This is a genomic window from Actinomadura logoneensis, from assembly GCF_003428695.1.
Taxonomy (GTDB): domain Bacteria; phylum Actinomycetota; class Actinomycetes; order Streptosporangiales; family Streptosporangiaceae; genus Spirillospora; species Spirillospora logoneensis.
The window spans coordinates 1-14516 of the sequence record NZ_QURH01000168.1; the positions used below are offsets into that span (position 1 = coordinate 1).

The following is a 14516-nucleotide window of genomic DNA, read 5'->3' on the forward strand; positions in this document are numbered from 1 at the left end:
GGCGCAGGCGGGCGAGCCGTCCGTCCGGCGCGGCGCGGCGGCGGGCCACGAGCGTCGCCGTCGTCGCGCCCAGCACCGCGACGGCGAGGCCGGTAGCGCTCCCGTCGGGCATCCGGACGTGCCGCAGGTGCGAGCCGATCGCGGACGGGTTCGGCAGGTGCCCCGCGCCGAGCGCGAAGAACAGGCCGAGGCTGGACACTCCGCCCGCCAGCCGGGTGAGCCCGACGACGGCGACGCCCTCGGCCCCCGAGTGGCCGCGCCGGCTGAGGTAGCGGGTGAGGACGGCGAGGCTGCCGAGCCCCGCCGGGACGAGCCGGCTCGCCGCCGCGGCGGCGATCTGCACGGCGAACGTCTCCCCCTTGGGCAGCGGCCGTCCGGACGCCGCGCGCAGCGCCTTCGCCGTGCAGGCGTAGTGCGTGACGGTGAGGAAGACCAGCAGCGGGACGACGGCCCACGGCACGCCGTCCAGGCCGCCGAGCGCGTCGCGGCACCAGCCTCCGACCAGTTCGAGGGCCTCGTCGTCGGCGTAGGGGGCGTCCGCGGAGACGGCGGTGGCGGCGCACGCGGCGGCGGTCGCCATGAGCAGGCACCAGGGCCACATCCAGAGGGCGGCGGTCCGGAAACCCGAACGCCGCCATTCCATGATCTCGGCGTCGGCGGGAACCTCGGCTCTCGTCATGAGGCCGATGGTAAGCACACGTCGGTTATGAGTGCGTTATAAGGAAGTCACTCCTGAGCGTCCTGTCGCGTTCGTCTTCTCGGCAGGGCCCAGAGGGCGCACCCCGCCGCGGCCACGAGCAGCCATCCGCCGAGGACGTCCGTGGGCCAGTGAACGCCCAGGTAGACCCGGCTGACCCCGACCAGGACGGCCCACAGCGCGGCGACCCCGATCACCGCCACGCGGGTCGCGCCGCGCAGGGCCACGGCCGCGGCGGCGATCAGCAGCAGCGCGGCCGCCGCCGACGTCGTCGTGTGCCCGGACGGGAACGACATCCCGGACGGATGGCCGATCCAGTCCCGTGCCGGCGGACGCGGCCGGTCGACCCACACCATCACCCCGTACCGGACGAGCCGGATGGCCGTGAACAGCAGCAACGCCTCCACCGCCGCCCAGACGCCCTCCAGCCGGGGCCACTCCACCCACGCGATCCCCGGCATGGCCCGGCCCGCCAGCAGCCCCGCCGCGATCGCCACCAGGTACGGGAGCGCGCCCGACCCGCTGTCGGTGATCACGGTGGCGACCGTCCGCATCCCGTGCGGCCGGTGCGCCACCGACCAGTCGTGCAGCGCGAGGTCACCGGGCAGGGGCCGCCCGTCCCGCAGCGCGACCACCGCCGTGAGCAGGACGAACGCCAGCGCGAGCAGCGCACCGGCGATCCACCACCGCCCTCGGGCGACGTGCGGTCCGGCCGTCCGGCGGTCGTCGCGTGTGTCTGCCATATCTCCGGAGTAGCCGACAATTCACGCTCTCGCACCCCCGACACGCCCGCCCGTCCGTCCCGGCGGGGACGGACGGGCGGGTGGGCGGACGGCGAGGGACCGCGCGAAGGTTCAGTAGCTCTTCAGCACCAGCGAGTTGACGATCTCGCCGAAGTCCTGGAAGTCGATGGCCTCGTCGGGGTGGCCCGAGTCGGCGGCCTGCTGCGCCTCGACGCGCGCCTTGTTGGTGAGGGCGAGCTCCTGGTTGGCGGTGACGTAGCCGCGCAGCTCGGTCTCGTACGCCGCGAACGCCTTCCCGTGGTCGCCGTCCGCCGCCTTCAGCTCCCCGGCCAGGACGTACGCGCCGACCATCGCCATGGAGGTGCCCTGCCCCGACAGCGGCGAGCCGCAGTACCCGGCGTCGCCGAGCAGGACCACCCGCCCGGACGACCAGGAGTCCATGTGGACCTGCGCCATCGCGTCGAAGTGGAAGTCCGGCGCGTCCTCCATCGACTCCAGCAGGCGCGGCAGCTCCCAACCGCCGCCCGCGAGCCGCTCGGCGAGCAGCCGCTGCTGCGCGGCGGTGTCGCGGTGGTCGTAGGCGATCGGCTCGGCCGACTCGAAGCCCAGGTAGACGCGCACCTCGCGGTTGTCGCGGACGCTCATCACGCCGCCTCCCCACGAGCTGCCCGGCATCTGGTGGAAGACCTGCCACTCGTCCAGGCCGAGGAAGTTCGGGGCGGTCCAGACGCCCAGGTAGGTGCCGAGGTGGGTGACGAAGCGCTCCTCCGGGCCGAAGACCAGCCGCCGGGTGTTGGAGTGCAGGCCGTCCGCGCCGACGACCAGGTCGAAGTCGCGGCGCGCGCCGGACGCGAAGTACACGCGCACCCCGTCCGCGTCCTGCTCCAGCCCCGCGATCGAGTCGCCGTACAGGTACTCGACCGAGTCGCCGGCGGCGCGGGTGAGGATCGCAGACAGGTCGTCGCGCAGGATCTCGACGTCCGGGCTGTCCAGGTCGCCGCCGGTGATGGTGCGCTCCTCGCTGCGGAACAGCTCCTCGCCGTCGGCGCCCACCATCGACATCCCGCGCATCCGCACCCGCGCGGCCCGGATCTCGTCCAGCACGCCCATCCGCGCGGTGACCTCCAGCGCCGGGCCGCGCACGTCGATCGCCTGGCCGCCGGGGCGCGGGCCGTCCGAGACCTCCACGACGGTGACGTCGAAACCGTGCCGGGTCAGCCAGTACGCCAGCGCCGGGCCGCCGACGCTCGCACCCGAGATCAGTACGGTGGTGTTCTCCATGGTCCCGCTCCATCCGGTCGTTCCGTGTTCGCGTGACCTCACGGTCGCGGCACCCGCTGACCGTCCACTGACCATGCGCGCACCGCCCCGAGCACCCCACGCACCACGTCCCGCCCCCTCGCACCGCCAACCACGTCCTGCGCGCCGTGCTGCCGCTACAGCGCGCCGCGCCGTCTCTCCTGCACGCCGCTGCCTCCACCGCGCGCCGCGGTGCCGCGCGCCGCGATGCCGCGCGCCGCGATGCCGCTCACCGCGATGCCGCTCACCGCGGGTTTCCTGCCGCTCGTCCGGGGCGTTGCCGCCGGTCGCGGCGTCCGCGCGCGGCACGGCGATCCGCGGGGTGGCGGGACCTGCGGATTCCGGGGCGTTGTGCTGCGCGAGGTTCGGATTCCGGCCTATCTTGGAGCGGTCCCCGTCGGCTCCTCGCATCGAGGACCGGCACCGGCCCGGCGCCCACCAGGCGTCCGCGGCCACGTCCGGGGACGCCCGAGCCCGCGACCGGAACAGGTCAAGACCAAGGTCTCGCGGCGCGTTGCCCGGTCACGTACCGGAAAGGAATGATCGCGACGCGTCTCCGCTCTCACAGTGTGGTGATCCAGTGACACTCGGCACAACGGCATCGGCTCCCCGCCCGTCCGCCCGCGCCCGCTCCGCGCGCGACCGCTCCGGCCGCGACCGCCTCGGCTGCGGGACGTGACCGGCGTGATGCAGCTCCTCGGCGAAGAGCTCGTCCTCACCGGCGGCCGGACGGAGGGGCAGGCGCTGCGGCGCACGGTGCGCGAGCGCGCGGCGAAGCTGATCGACGACCCGGAGCTGCTCGACGACGTGGAGCTGATGGGCGCCGAGGCCCTGGCGAACGCCGTGCTGCACGGCAGCGAGCCGATCCGCGTCCGGATCGCGGCCGACGGCCGGCGGCTGCGGGTCGCGGTCCGCGACGGCGGGCCCGCCCGGCGCGGCGACCCGCACGGCACCGACCGCATCGACCACGGCCGCGGCCTGGCGGTCATCGACGTCCTGGCGTCCGAGTGGGGCCTGGAGCAGTCCGCGACCGGCACGTACCTGTGGTTCGACGTGGACCTGCCCGGCGCGAAGTCCTGACCCCGGCCGGAACGTTCGGACGAGCCGCGCTCACGGGCACCCGCGCTCACGGGCAGCCGCGCTCAGGGGCGCGGGATGTTCCGGAGGTTGCTGCGCGCGAGGTCGACCATCCTGCCCACGCCGCCGTTCAGGACGGTCCGGCCCGCCGCGAGCGCGAACCCCTTGACCTGCGCGCCGGTGATCCTCGGCGGGATGGAGAGCGCGTTCGGGTCGGTGAGCAGGTGCACCAGGTACGGGCCGTCGGACGCGAACGCCTCGGTGAGCGCGGCCTTCACGCGGGCCGGGTCCTCGACGCGCTCGGCGTCGATGCCGACCGCCCGCGCGATGCCCGCGTAGTCCACCTGGCCGTTGTCGGTGCCGTGCGCGGGGAGGCCGTCCACGAGCATCTCCAGCTCGACCATGCCGAGCGACCCGTTGTCGAACAGGACGATCTTCACGGGCAGCCGGTGCTGCCGGATCGTGATGAGGTCGCCGAGCAGCATGCTCAGCCCGCCGTCCCCGGACAGCGAGACCACCTGCCGGCCTGGATAGGCGAACTGCGCGCCGATCGCGTGCGGCATCGCGTTCGCCATCGAGCCGTGCAGGAACGACCCGATGATGCGGCGGCGTCCGTTCGGCGTGAGGTAGCGCGCGGCCCACACGTTGCACATGCCGGTGTCGACGGTGAAGACCGCGTCGTCGGCGGCCACGTCGTCCAGCACGGCGGCGGCGTACTCGGGATGGATCGGCGTGTGGTGCTCGATGTCGCGGGTGTAGGCGTCGACCACCTTCTCCAGCGAGCGGGTGTGCTTGCGGAGCATCCCGTCCAGGTACGACACGTCCGTCTTCTGCTCGATCCTGCCGGTGACCTGCCGCAACGTCTCCCCGACGTCCCCGTGGACGGCCAGCTCCAGCGGCGTGCGGCGGCCCAGCCGGGACGCGTCGCAGTCGATCTGGACGGTCCGCTTCCCCGGCAGGAACTGGTCGTAGGGGAAGTCCGTGCCGAGCAGCAGGACCAGGTCGGCCTCGCGCATCGCGTCGTAGCAGGCGCCGTAGCCGAGCAGGCCGCTCATCCCGACGTCGAACGGGTTGTCGTACTGGATCCACTCCTTGCCGCGCAGCGAGTGCCCGATCGGGGACAGCACGCGCCGGGCGAGCGCGATCACCTCGTCGTGCGCGTCCCGCACGCCGTCGCCGCAGAACAGCATCACCCTGGACGCGCGGTTGACCAGGCTCGCGAGCCTCTCCACCTGGTCGGCGGGCGGATGCAGGACGCCCTTGCGGACGAGCATGTCCGAGCGCCCCACCGGCACGGGGACGTCGCGGTCGGCGACGTCGCCGGGCAGCGCGAGCACCGAGACGCCGCCGATCCCCACGGCGTGCTGGATGGCCGTCCGGACGATCCGGGGCATCTGCTCGGGGCCGCTGACCAGCTCGCGGTAGACGCTGCACTCGGTGAACACGCGCTCCGGATGGGTCTCCTGGAAGAAGCCCGTCCCGATCTGCGCGCTCGGGATCTGGGAGGCGATGGCGAGCACGGGCGCGCCGGTGCGCTGCGCGTCGTACAGGCCGTTGATCAGGTGGGTGTTGCCCGGCCCGCAGCTGCCCGCGCAGACCGCGAGCCGCCCGGTGAGCTGGGCCTCGGCCGCCGCCGCGAAGGCACCGGCCTCCTCGTTGCGGACGTGCGCCCACTCGATCCCGTCGGCCCGCCGGACGGCGTCCACGACCGGGTTGAGGCTGTCCCCGACGACTCCGTAGACGCGCCGGACGCCCGCCTGCCGGAGGATCTCGATGAGCTGCTCGGCGACCGTCGCCATGTCCGCGCCTCCCCGATAGGACGATGATCTTCCCCCGGGCAGGATCCCCGTGGCGGGGCGGGGCTAACCGTCGCTTCGGGGGTAGGAGACCCGTCATGGGGGAATTCCGGATGCGGCGCGCCTACGACGCGCCCGAATCGGCGGACGGGGCGCGCGTGCTCGTGGACCGGCTGTGGCCGCGCGGGCTGTCGAAGGACGACGCCGAGCTCACCGAGTGGGACAAGGAGATCGCGCCGTCCGACGAGCTGCGCAGATGGTACGGCCACGACCCGGCGAAGAAGGACGAGTTCGTCCGCCGCTACCGCGCCGAACTGGACGAGCCGGAGCGCGCCGAGAGGGTGCGCAGGCTGCGCGAGCTCGCCGAGAAGCAGCCCGTCACGCTGCTCACGGCGACGAAGGAGATCGAGGCGAGCCACCTCCCGGTGCTCCGCCGCCGTCTCCAGGGCTGAGCTCCCTCACCTCCTTCCCTCGGCCCGGCGGCGGTGTCAGCTCTGCTCGGCCGGCGGCACCTCCTGCGTGTCGGTCCGCTGGGCCGCGCGCTGGGCGTCGCGGGCGGCGTCCGCCTGCTCGGCGAGCGCGGCGACCGCCTCCTCGTCGCGGGTCAGGTTCAGGCCGGTGGACGGGTCGAAGACGTGCAGCCGCGCGGTGTCCACCCACAGCTCGGCGTCCTGGCCCGGGTGGATCCGGCTGGACGGGTCGAGCGCGACGACCGCCTGCGTGCGGAGCTGGTCGCCGTCGAGCTCCCGGGACAGGTCGCGCAGCCGCGCGGCGACGTCCTCGGGGGCCTCGTAGGGGACGTACGCGTACAGCTCGTTGCCGAGCCACTCGGTGACGTCCACCCGCGCCCGCAGCACCGCGCCGCGGGCCCGCTTGTCCGGGCTCACCAGCGACGCGTCCTCGAAGGACTCCGGACGGACGCCGACGAGCACGACGCGGCGGTCGCCCACGGCGTCCCGGCGCCGGTCGTCCACGGGGAGCGAGCCGAGCGGGGTGCGCAGCTCGGAGCCCTCGACCGAGGCGGGCAGGAAGTTCATCGACGGCGCCCCGATGAATCCCGCCACGAACAGGTTGCGGGGCTGCTCGTACAGCTCGCGCGGGCTCGCGACCTGCTGCAGCTCGCCCTTGCGGAGCACCGCGACCCGGTCCCCGAGGGTCATCGCCTCGGTCTGGTCGTGCGTGACGTACACGGTCGTGACGCCGAGCCGCCGCTGCAGCCGGGAGATCTCCGTGCGCATCTGGCCGCGCAGCTTGGCGTCCAGGTTGGACAGCGGCTCGTCGAACAGGAACGCGTCGGCCTCGCGGACGATCGCCCGGCCCATCGCCACGCGCTGCCGCTGCCCGCCGGACAGGTTGGCGGGCTTGCGGTCCAGGTGCTCGGTGAGTTCGAGCAGGTCGGCGGTGTCCCGGACGCGCCGGTCCACCTCGTCCCCGGGGACCTTGGCGAGCCGCAGCGGGAACGCGATGTTCTCGAACACGGTGAGGTGCGGGTAGAGCGCGTAGTTCTGGAAGACCATCGACAGGTTCCGCTGCCGGGGCGCGACGGTGTTGACCCGGCGGTCCCCGATCCGCATCTCGCCGGACGTGATGTCCTCCAGGCCGACGATCATCCGGAGCAGCGTGGACTTCCCGCACCCCGACGGCCCCACGAGGATCATGAACTCGCCGTCCCGGACGTCCAGGGACACGTCGTTCACGGCGGGGTACCCGTCGCCGTACCGCTTGACGATGTGGGACATGGTGATGGCGGCCATCGCGGCTATCCCTTCACGGCGCCGGCGGTGAGCCCGGCGACGATGCGGCGCTGGAACAACAGGACGATGACGACGACCGGCACCGTCACCACCACGGCGGCGGCGCAGATCGCGGTCGTGGGCTGCTGGAAGAAGCTGGCCCCGGTGAAGAACGCCAGCGCGGCCGGGACCGGGCGCGCGTTGTCGGTCGAGGTGAGCGAGATGCCGAAGACGAAGTCGTTCCAGCAGAAGAAGAACGTCAGGATCGCCGCGGTGAACACCCCGGGCGCGGCCAGCGGGACGATCACCTTGCGGAACGCCTGCCAGCTCGTCGCGCCGTCCACCTGGGCGGCCTGCTCCATCTCCCACGGGATCTCGCGGAAGAACGCCGACAGCGTCCAGATCGCGAGCGGCAGCGCGAACGAGACGTACGGGATGATCAGTCCGGGCCAGGTGTCGTACAGGCCGATGTCGCGCCACAGGTCGAACAGCGGCCCGACCAGCGACACCACGGGGAACATGGCGATCGCGAGCGCGAACGACAGGATCGCGCGCTTGCCCGGGAACTCCAGCCGCGCGATGGCGTAGGCGACCAGCGTCGCGAACACCACCCCGACGGCGGTCGCGATCAGCGAGATGCCGATCGAGTTGACCAGCGCCGAGGTGAACAGGCCGGTCCGGAAGACCGTCCGGTAGTTCTCCCAGGTCCAGGTGTGCGGGAGGAAGCCGTGCCGGTTGCCGACCTCGCCGGGCTGCTTGAACGAGAGCATCACGATCCACAGGATCGGGACGGCGGTCCAGACGAGGATGAGCAGCGAGCCGACGGCCCACAGCCACTTCGAGCGGGCGCTTTCCATGGTCAGCGGTCACCTCGTTCCTTGGTCTGCGGCGGCGGGACGGGACCCGCGGCGGGCGCGGGGGCGGCAGGCGAGGGCTTGAACGGCGGGCGGGGCGGTCACCGGTCCCCCCGCACCTGCGACAGGTCCACCCGGAAGCCCCGGATGAACACGGCCGCGATCAGCACGACGGACAGGAACAGCAGCACCCCCACGGCGTCCCCGAGCCCGATCGCGGTCCGGGTGATCGTCTGCCGGTAGGTGAGGAACGACAGCGTCTCGGTCTTCCCCTGGCCGGACGTCATCACGAAGACGTTGTCGAAGATCCGCCACGCGTCCAGGGTGCGGAACAGCACGGCGACGAGGATCGCGGCCCTCATGTTGGGGATCGTCACCCGCCACAGCCGCTGCCAGGCGGTCGCGCCGTCCACGGTCGCGGCCTCGCCGAGGTCGCCGGGCACCTGCGCGAGCCCGGCGAGCAGCAGCAGCGACACGAACGGCGTGGTCTTCCAGATCTCCGACAGGACGATCACCAGCAGCGACGCCCAGCGGTGCGAGAACCACGCGAAGTCGCCCGCGCCGAACCACGAGTTCACGAACCCCGACTGGAGGTCGAACGCGTACTTCCACGCGAACGCCGAGATCACCGTGACGATCCCGTACGGCAGCAGGATCGCCGTCCGGACGGTCCGCCGGGCGAACACCGCGCGGTGCATCACCAGCGCGAACGCGAACCCGATGACCACCTCGACCGCCACCGTCACCGCCGTGATGACCAGCGTCGTCAGCACGTCCTGCCAGAACAGCGGGTCGCCGAGCGCGGTGGCGTAGTTGGAGAACCAGACGAACCTCCGGTCGTCCGGCGCGGTCAGCCGGTACCGGAACAGCGACAGGTACAGCGCGTTGGCCAGCGGATACGCCGTGACCAGCAGCATCACGGCGACGGCCGGGGCGGACAGGACCAGGCCGAGGCGGCGTTCGGCCCGACCGCGGTCGGAGAGCTCGGCGCGGGACGGTGCGCTCATGCGTGCCTCCTAGAGCAGGGCCTTGTCGCGGAGGACCTGGCTGATGAACGACGCCGAGCGGCGCGGCGTCGTCGCCGGGTCCACCGACGCCGGCGGATGCCAGCGGGACTGGATCGCCCCGGACACGTCCCCGTAGTACGGCGTGACGGGGCGGGGGGCGGCGGCGTCGATCGAGTCGCGCAGCAGCCCGGCCATCGGGAACCGCTTCACCACCTCGGGGTCGTCGTAGACGGCGGCGCGCGCGGCCGGGTTGCCGGAGTCGAGCATGTACCTCTTCATGTTGTCGGCCGTGGTGACGCACCTGGCGGCGTCCACGGCCTCGGCCTTGTGCCTGCCGTAGGCGCCGACGGCGAGCTCGATCCCGCCGAACGGCGGCTTGGCCTTCACGCCCTCCGTGACCTGCGGATACGGCGCCCAGCCGAGGTCGTCGACGACCGACCCGGCGATCGTCCCGGCCTTGGCGTCGCCGGTCTCGGCCTGCCAGACGTAGCCCCAGTTCAGCAGGAACCCGCCGCGCGGCCCGTTCAGCAGGGACCGCGCCTGCTCCTCGATGTCGGTCGCGAGGGTCGGGCTCGCGGCCCTGGAGCGCGCGAGCCGCCGGATGACGCCCGCGGCGCGCCGCCCCGCGGGGCCGTCGATGGTGATGCGCGCCTTCGCGCCGTCCTCGCCGCCGGTGAGGACGTGCCCGCCGGCCGACTCGACGAGAGCGTTGATCCACACCATGTAGCCCTCGTACTTGTTGCCCTGCTCGCCGACCGTGGTCCCGGTCCGCTCGGCGGCGTCGATCATCTTGTCCCAGGTGAAGCCCGGTGCGGCGGGATCGACGCCCGCCTTCCTCGCCACCGACCTGCGGTACCAGAGGACCTGCGTGCCCGCCCAGAACGGCGCGGCGTACAGCCGTCCCTTCCAGGTGGAGCTGCGCACGGCGGCGGGGAAGACCCCCTGCGTGAAGCCCGCGGCCTCGGCGGGGGTGAAGGGACGCAGGAACCCGGCGTTGGCCGCCTCGGCGACGAACACCGGGTCGAGGCTCATCAGGTCGAGCCCGGAGTCCTTCGCTGCGAGCCGCCGGACGAGCTGCTCGCGCTGCTGGCTGGCGTCCGCGGGCAGCAGCGCCGTCTCGATCCGGTACCGGCCGCCGGACGCGGCGGAGCACGCCCTGGCCAGCCGGTCCTGCCCACCGTTGTCGGGGTTGACGTACCAGTGCAGGGTGGGCGCGCCGCCGCCTCCTCCGCAGGCGGCGAGGCCGCTCGCGAGCAGCGCCGTCGCCACCGAGCCGCGCACGGCCCGCCTTCCGGGGCCTGTCCTCGATCGTTCGACCATCCGGACCTCCCGAAGCCGTCCCGCCACGGCGGGAGCAGCTTCGCGGACGCCCCGGGGGGACGCGCGGCGGGGGCTCGGTCCGCCCCCGCCCGTCCGCGGACGCGGCGGGATGGCCTCATGAGAACACCGGTATGCGGACCCTGTCGAGGGCCGGTTTCGGACGCGCGGGGCAGCGGCGACACGCCGGTCACTTCGGCCACATCCGCCCCCGATCAGGGCCGGGACACGCCGATACGCGCGTCCGAAAAGACGGAAAATCAGAGAACCGGACGGTGAACCGGTCACGGCCCCGAACCGTCATAGTCGGGACCGAGCACGACATGAGGGGACACACTGTGACCAGGCCGAACGAATACTCCGGGCCCGGGTGCCTGATCTGGCCCCTCATGGTGATCGTGCTGCCGTTCCGGCTGGCGTGGGAGCTGCTGGTGCTCCTCGGCCGCGGCATCGGCTGGCTGTTCGTCCAGTTCGCCCGGTACGTCCTGCGCCCGATCGGCGTCGCGCTCTACTACCTGCTGGTCAAGCCCCTGGTGTGGGTGTGGTCCGCGCTGCTGCTCCCGCCGCTGCGGCTGCTCGGCGCGTTCCTCGCCTGGATCGGGCGCGGTCTCTGGGCCGGCCTGTCGTGGATCGGCCGGCACATCCTGCTCCCGATCGCCAAGGGGATCGCGTGGGTGATGAACATCCTGGTCGTCGTCCCGCTGACGCTGCTCTGGCGGTACGTCCTCGCCCCGATCGGACGCGGGCTGGCCTGGATCTGGAAAAACGCCCTCTTCCCCGTCCTGAGCGCCGCCTGGCGGGCCGCCGGACGGGTGCTGTACTACACGCTGGTCGTCCCGGTGAAGTACCTGGTCGTGCTGCCCGTCCGCTGGGTCTGGGCGAACATCGCGCGTCCGATCGGGCGTGCGCTGCGCGCCGTCTGGGACGCGACGTTCGGCCCGGTCTTCCGCTGGCTGAACGAGGTCTTCTCCACCCCCGCACGCTGACCTGGTCAGCCCGGTCCCGCGGCGGCCGAACAAGGACTTCCGCACGTCGTAGCGCCGACCTCGTGTCCCGAGAGGCCGGCGGACACGGGGCCGTCCGCGTGGCCCGCCCGATCAGCGGCTCAGAAGGCGTTTGGTGACCTCGCGGGCGGCGGCCTCCTCGTCCTCCTCGCGGACCGGGACCCAGACCCGCCGGACGGTGCCGTCGGCCAGCTCGCCGCGCCACCATCCGTCCTGCTCGGCCCAGAACTCGGCGAGCAGCCGCATCTGGTCGTCCCTGACCGCGTAGGTTCCGTCCCGAGTGCGCCACAGAGTGACCACCCTCATGCGCCCTCCCGCCAGCACCCGGAGCCGGACCACCCACGCACGCGCCGCCGCGCTCTCCCCGAGGGCGGATCTCACCGACCTTCCGTCCCGCCGGTCTCACCCGCCCGAGGGGTCATCCCCCCATCATCGTTCACCGACGGGCGCAAGGCCGGTCAAAATGGCGGTGAGGGCGCGCTCGAACCGGGCCTCATGGGCGGGCGGCATGCCGAGCCCCGCCGCCACGGCCGCCGCGACGCGCGGATGCCGCTCCAGATCGGGCAGCTCAGGCTCGGTGTCGGCGGGCACCTCGGCCAGGACGTGGCCCACGGTGAACGTGGCGACGGTGTTCAGCAGCCCCACGGCCTCCAGGGGCGTCAGGCCGGTTTCGGCCAGCGCCGCAAGCGCCTCCTCCACCATGTCCAGGCCGCCCAGACCGCCTCGGCCTGTTCGCCCAGCTCGGCTGGGACTGGCCGGCCGCCGCATGATCCCCGGGGCGGCCCGGGCGTCAGGGCCGGCGGACGCGGTAGCGCAGGTGCGTGACGTCCTTGCCCTGCACGCTCCTGATCGGGCCCTCCAGGTCGAGCGGCCCGTTCTCCAGCTCGCCGAAGTACGGCACGCCACCGCCCAGCATCACCGGGACGAGCGCCATGCCCACCTCGTCCAGCAGCCCGGCGTCGAGGCATTGCGTGGCGATCGTGCCGCCGTTGACGCCGACGTCCCCGCCGTCCGCGATCCGCTTCGCCGTGGCGACCGCCGCCTCCACGCCGCCCTCGGTGACGAACGTGAAGGGCGCGGTGCCCAGGTGCGGCCAGTCCTTCGGCACCTCGTGGGTCAGCACGACCACCGGGACGTCGAACGGATGCCGCCCCTCCCAGCCGTTGGTGATGTCGAACAGCCGCCGCCCGACGAGGAACGCCCGCGTGTTGGCCAGCCGCTCCCGCAGCTCCGCCGCGCTCACCTCCGTCAGCCGGAAGGTGAGCCCCGGCGACGCCGTCTCCCAGACCACGTCGCCGTTCTCGTACCAGCGGAACAACCGGTCGAACCCCGACTCACCAGGCCCCGCGATGTAGCCGTCCAGAGAGACCGACATCTCGGTGTAGACGATGCCCATAACCCCGCCCCTTCCGTCCGTCCAGGAGACAGACCCCCGCTCCACCCCGAAGTCATCGCCCTCCACCATCCCTGCCCACCACACCCCCGCCCCAGACCCGCAAAGCGACGGCCTCCGTCAGCAGGAGTCTCCGGACGGCATGGGACGTCTTCAGACACAGGCGGACGTCCAGCGTTGCTCGCGGACGACTCACCGCATGGCACGTCCGGGCGTGCCGTCGGTTCCGGGCCTATCGGGAAGCGGAGGTCTCCGGCATCGGGACGTCCCCGGACGTCTTCGGGACGTCTTCGGCCGCGGGCGGGACGTCCGGTGCCGTCTGTGGGGCGTCGGGGGCCGCGCTCGGTCGGGTCCGGTCGGGCCGCGGGGAGTCCTGGACGACGTTCGGAAGGTCCTGCACGAGCTCGGGGACGTCCTGCAAGGCCCGAGGGACGTCTCGGATCACCCGTGGGACGTCCTGAACCACCTCGGGGAGGTCCCGCACAGCCTCGGGGACGTCTCGAACGGCCAACGGCACGTTGTCGGCGAGGTGCGGGACGTCGCGGAGGAGGTGCCCCGGCTCGACGGGCAGCACGGGCATGGCCGGCACCGTCGGCAGAGCCGGAACCGTCGGCACCGTGGGCAGCGCGGGCACCGTGGGGAGCGCGGGCACCGTGGGGAGCGCGGGCACCGTGGGGAGCGCGGGCACCGTGGGGAGCGCGGGCACCGTGGGGTCGGTGGGCACACCGCCCGAAATCGCCGGGACCTCCGGATACTTGGCCGTCTCCGCGTTCGGCGGCGCCGCACCCTGCTCCGGTGGGAGCGACGGACCCTCGGCGGGCGGGAGTGGGATACCCATGTCGGCGTGCTCGGCCGACCCTGCCGACCTGGCCGGAAGCGGCTCCTTGAAGAGGCCGTTCAGCGGAAGCGTGACGCTGTGTCCGCCATGTCCGCCGGGCGCCAGGCCGGGCCCGGCGGTCGGTGTGGAGGCGGGCATCAGGAACAGCGGGACGAGCGCGGTCCCCACGGTCGCGGTCGCGGCAGCGGAGGTCCGCACGCCCGTGACGGCCGCCGCGCCCGTGAGCGTCGTGCGCAGGGAGGCGCGGCGGGTCCGGCGCGTCACGGGCGAGGTCGCGTCCGGCTGGCGTGGCAGGCCTTCGGGGGTGAGCCGTCCGCCGCGCGCGCTGATCTCCGCGCGGTACGGCGCGAGTTCGGGGTCGGCGAGCGTGTGCAGGACACGCATCCGCAGCCGGGGCGGCGGCGCCGGAACGGCGGGCGCGACGAGCAGCGCCGCCACCCGCAACGGCGGGCCACCACCCGTCCCCCTCCGCAACCCTCTCGCGGACGGCGACACCAAAGGCGAAGTACCACCGGACGACTCGTCGGGGGTGAAGAGCAGCTGCCCCGGCTCGTAGTACAGGTCGTACTCAGCCGATTCCCGCGCCGCACGAGACGGCTCGTCCCACAGGTGGACGTCGTGCCCGGCAGATTCAGGTGCGACATACGGCAGCCCGCTCGACGGGGAGGAACCCGACGGCGCGGGGGCGCTCCCCGCGACGGCGGCGTGCGCGGCGACGACCTCGGCCGCGCGCCGCCAGGCCAGCGCGCACCGGCGGC

At 73.1% G+C, this 14516-nt stretch carries 13 protein-coding genes and 2 pseudogenes; 3 read left to right on the plus strand and 12 right to left on the minus strand.

Annotation, left to right across the window (positions count from 1 at the left end; translation table 11 throughout):
• The 3 genes and pseudogenes from DZF91_RS08685 to DZF91_RS08695 form a co-directional block, all read right to left on the minus strand.
• Window positions 1–679: pseudogene (locus DZF91_RS08685) on the minus strand (lysylphosphatidylglycerol synthase domain-containing protein); the annotation flags it as partial.
• Window positions 680–726: 47 nt separating this feature from the next.
• Complete coding sequence (locus tag DZF91_RS08690) at window positions 727–1440, minus strand: phosphatase PAP2 family protein (RefSeq protein ID WP_117356962.1); 714 nt, start codon at window positions 1438–1440, stop codon at window positions 727–729.
• Window positions 1441–1551: 111 nt separating this feature from the next.
• Window positions 1552–2721, minus strand: coding sequence for an FAD-dependent monooxygenase (locus DZF91_RS08695; protein ID WP_117356963.1), 1170 nt, complete (start codon window positions 2719–2721; stop codon window positions 1552–1554).
• A 693-nt stretch (window positions 2722–3414) separates the two neighbouring features.
• Between DZF91_RS08695 and DZF91_RS08700 the strand changes: the two genes are divergently transcribed.
• Window positions 3415–3819 carry an ATP-binding protein gene (locus DZF91_RS08700; protein ID WP_235834172.1) on the plus strand — a complete coding sequence of 135 codons (405 nt, stop codon included), beginning with the start codon at window positions 3415–3417 and terminating at the stop codon, window positions 3817–3819.
• A 62-nt stretch (window positions 3820–3881) separates the two neighbouring features.
• Here the strand turns inward: DZF91_RS08700 and DZF91_RS08705 are convergent, their stop codons facing one another.
• Window positions 3882–5615 carry a pyruvate dehydrogenase gene (locus tag DZF91_RS08705; RefSeq protein ID WP_117356964.1) on the minus strand — a complete coding sequence of 578 codons (1734 nt, stop codon included), beginning with the start codon at window positions 5613–5615 and terminating at the stop codon, window positions 3882–3884.
• Between the two features lie 95 nt (window positions 5616–5710).
• Here DZF91_RS08705 and DZF91_RS08710 point away from each other — a divergent pair, with 95 nt between their 5' ends.
• Window positions 5711–6064, plus strand: a complete 354-nt coding sequence (locus tag DZF91_RS08710; RefSeq protein WP_235834173.1) for a DUF488 domain-containing protein — start codon at window positions 5711–5713, stop codon at window positions 6062–6064.
• A 36-nt stretch (window positions 6065–6100) separates the two neighbouring features.
• Here DZF91_RS08710 and DZF91_RS08715 read toward each other — a convergent pair whose 3' ends face one another.
• The 4 genes from DZF91_RS08715 to DZF91_RS08730 form a co-directional block, all read right to left on the minus strand.
• Window positions 6101–7366, minus strand: a complete 1266-nt coding sequence (locus DZF91_RS08715) for an ABC transporter ATP-binding protein (protein WP_117356965.1) — start codon at window positions 7364–7366, stop codon at window positions 6101–6103.
• 5 nt (window positions 7367–7371) lie between these two features.
• Window positions 7372–8202 carry a carbohydrate ABC transporter permease gene (locus tag DZF91_RS08720; protein WP_117356966.1) on the minus strand — a complete coding sequence of 277 codons (831 nt, stop codon included), beginning with the start codon at window positions 8200–8202 and terminating at the stop codon, window positions 7372–7374.
• A gap of 98 nt (window positions 8203–8300) precedes the next feature.
• Window positions 8301–9206 (minus strand): carbohydrate ABC transporter permease, encoded by a 906-nt coding sequence (locus DZF91_RS08725; RefSeq protein ID WP_117356967.1) that lies wholly within the window; start codon window positions 9204–9206, stop codon window positions 8301–8303.
• Between the two features lie 9 nt (window positions 9207–9215).
• A complete protein-coding gene (locus DZF91_RS08730; RefSeq protein ID WP_199486506.1) occupies window positions 9216–10487 on the minus strand; it encodes an extracellular solute-binding protein in 1272 nt (423 codons plus the stop codon).
• A gap of 374 nt (window positions 10488–10861) precedes the next feature.
• Between DZF91_RS08730 and DZF91_RS08735 the strand changes: the two genes are divergently transcribed.
• The gene (locus DZF91_RS08735) at window positions 10862–11509 is read left to right on the plus strand and encodes a hypothetical protein (RefSeq protein WP_147341061.1); all 648 of its coding nucleotides are present in this window, start codon (window positions 10862–10864) and stop codon (window positions 11507–11509) included.
• Between the two features lie 111 nt (window positions 11510–11620).
• Here DZF91_RS08735 and DZF91_RS08740 read toward each other — a convergent pair whose 3' ends face one another.
• From DZF91_RS08740 to DZF91_RS41910, 4 genes and pseudogenes are all read right to left on the minus strand, one after another.
• Window positions 11621–11833: a hypothetical protein gene (locus DZF91_RS08740; protein WP_147341062.1), complete on the minus strand. Its 213-nt coding sequence runs from the start codon at window positions 11831–11833 to the stop codon at window positions 11621–11623.
• 123 nt (window positions 11834–11956) lie between these two features.
• Window positions 11957–12295 (minus strand): TetR/AcrR family transcriptional regulator C-terminal domain-containing protein, encoded by a 339-nt coding sequence (locus DZF91_RS08745; RefSeq protein WP_117356971.1) that lies wholly within the window; start codon window positions 12293–12295, stop codon window positions 11957–11959.
• A 22-nt stretch (window positions 12296–12317) separates the two neighbouring features.
• Window positions 12318–12923 (minus strand): dihydrofolate reductase family protein, encoded by a 606-nt coding sequence (locus DZF91_RS08750; RefSeq protein WP_117356972.1) that lies wholly within the window; start codon window positions 12921–12923, stop codon window positions 12318–12320.
• 229 nt (window positions 12924–13152) lie between these two features.
• Window positions 13153–14516: pseudogene (locus DZF91_RS41910) on the minus strand (hypothetical protein); the annotation flags it as partial.

Excerpts from the sequence above, each read along its gene's own strand:
- DZF91_RS08725 (WP_117356967.1), bottom strand. The coding sequence starts at position 9,206 with ATGAGCGCACCGTCCCGCGCCGAGCTCTCCGACCGCGGTCGGGCCGAA.
- DZF91_RS08710 (WP_235834173.1), top strand. The coding sequence starts at position 5,711 with ATGGGGGAATTCCGGATGCGGCGCGCCTACGACGCGCCCGAATCGGCG.
- DZF91_RS08750 (WP_117356972.1), bottom strand. The coding sequence starts at position 12,923 with ATGGGCATCGTCTACACCGAGATGTCGGTCTCTCTGGACGGCTACATC.
- DZF91_RS08720 (WP_117356966.1), bottom strand. The coding sequence starts at position 8,202 with ATGGAAAGCGCCCGCTCGAAGTGGCTGTGGGCCGTCGGCTCGCTGCTC.
- DZF91_RS08690 (WP_117356962.1), bottom strand. The coding sequence starts at position 1,440 with ATGGCAGACACACGCGACGACCGCCGGACGGCCGGACCGCACGTCGCC.
- DZF91_RS08745 (WP_117356971.1), bottom strand. The coding sequence starts at position 12,295 with ATGCGGCGGCCGGCCAGTCCCAGCCGAGCTGGGCGAACAGGCCGAGGC.
- DZF91_RS08695 (WP_117356963.1), bottom strand. The coding sequence starts at position 2,721 with ATGGAGAACACCACCGTACTGATCTCGGGTGCGAGCGTCGGCGGCCCG.
- DZF91_RS08740 (WP_147341062.1), bottom strand. The coding sequence starts at position 11,833 with ATGAGGGTGGTCACTCTGTGGCGCACTCGGGACGGAACCTACGCGGTC.
- DZF91_RS08715 (WP_117356965.1), bottom strand. The coding sequence starts at position 7,366 with ATGGCCGCCATCACCATGTCCCACATCGTCAAGCGGTACGGCGACGGG.
- DZF91_RS08705 (WP_117356964.1), bottom strand. The coding sequence starts at position 5,615 with ATGGCGACGGTCGCCGAGCAGCTCATCGAGATCCTCCGGCAGGCGGGC.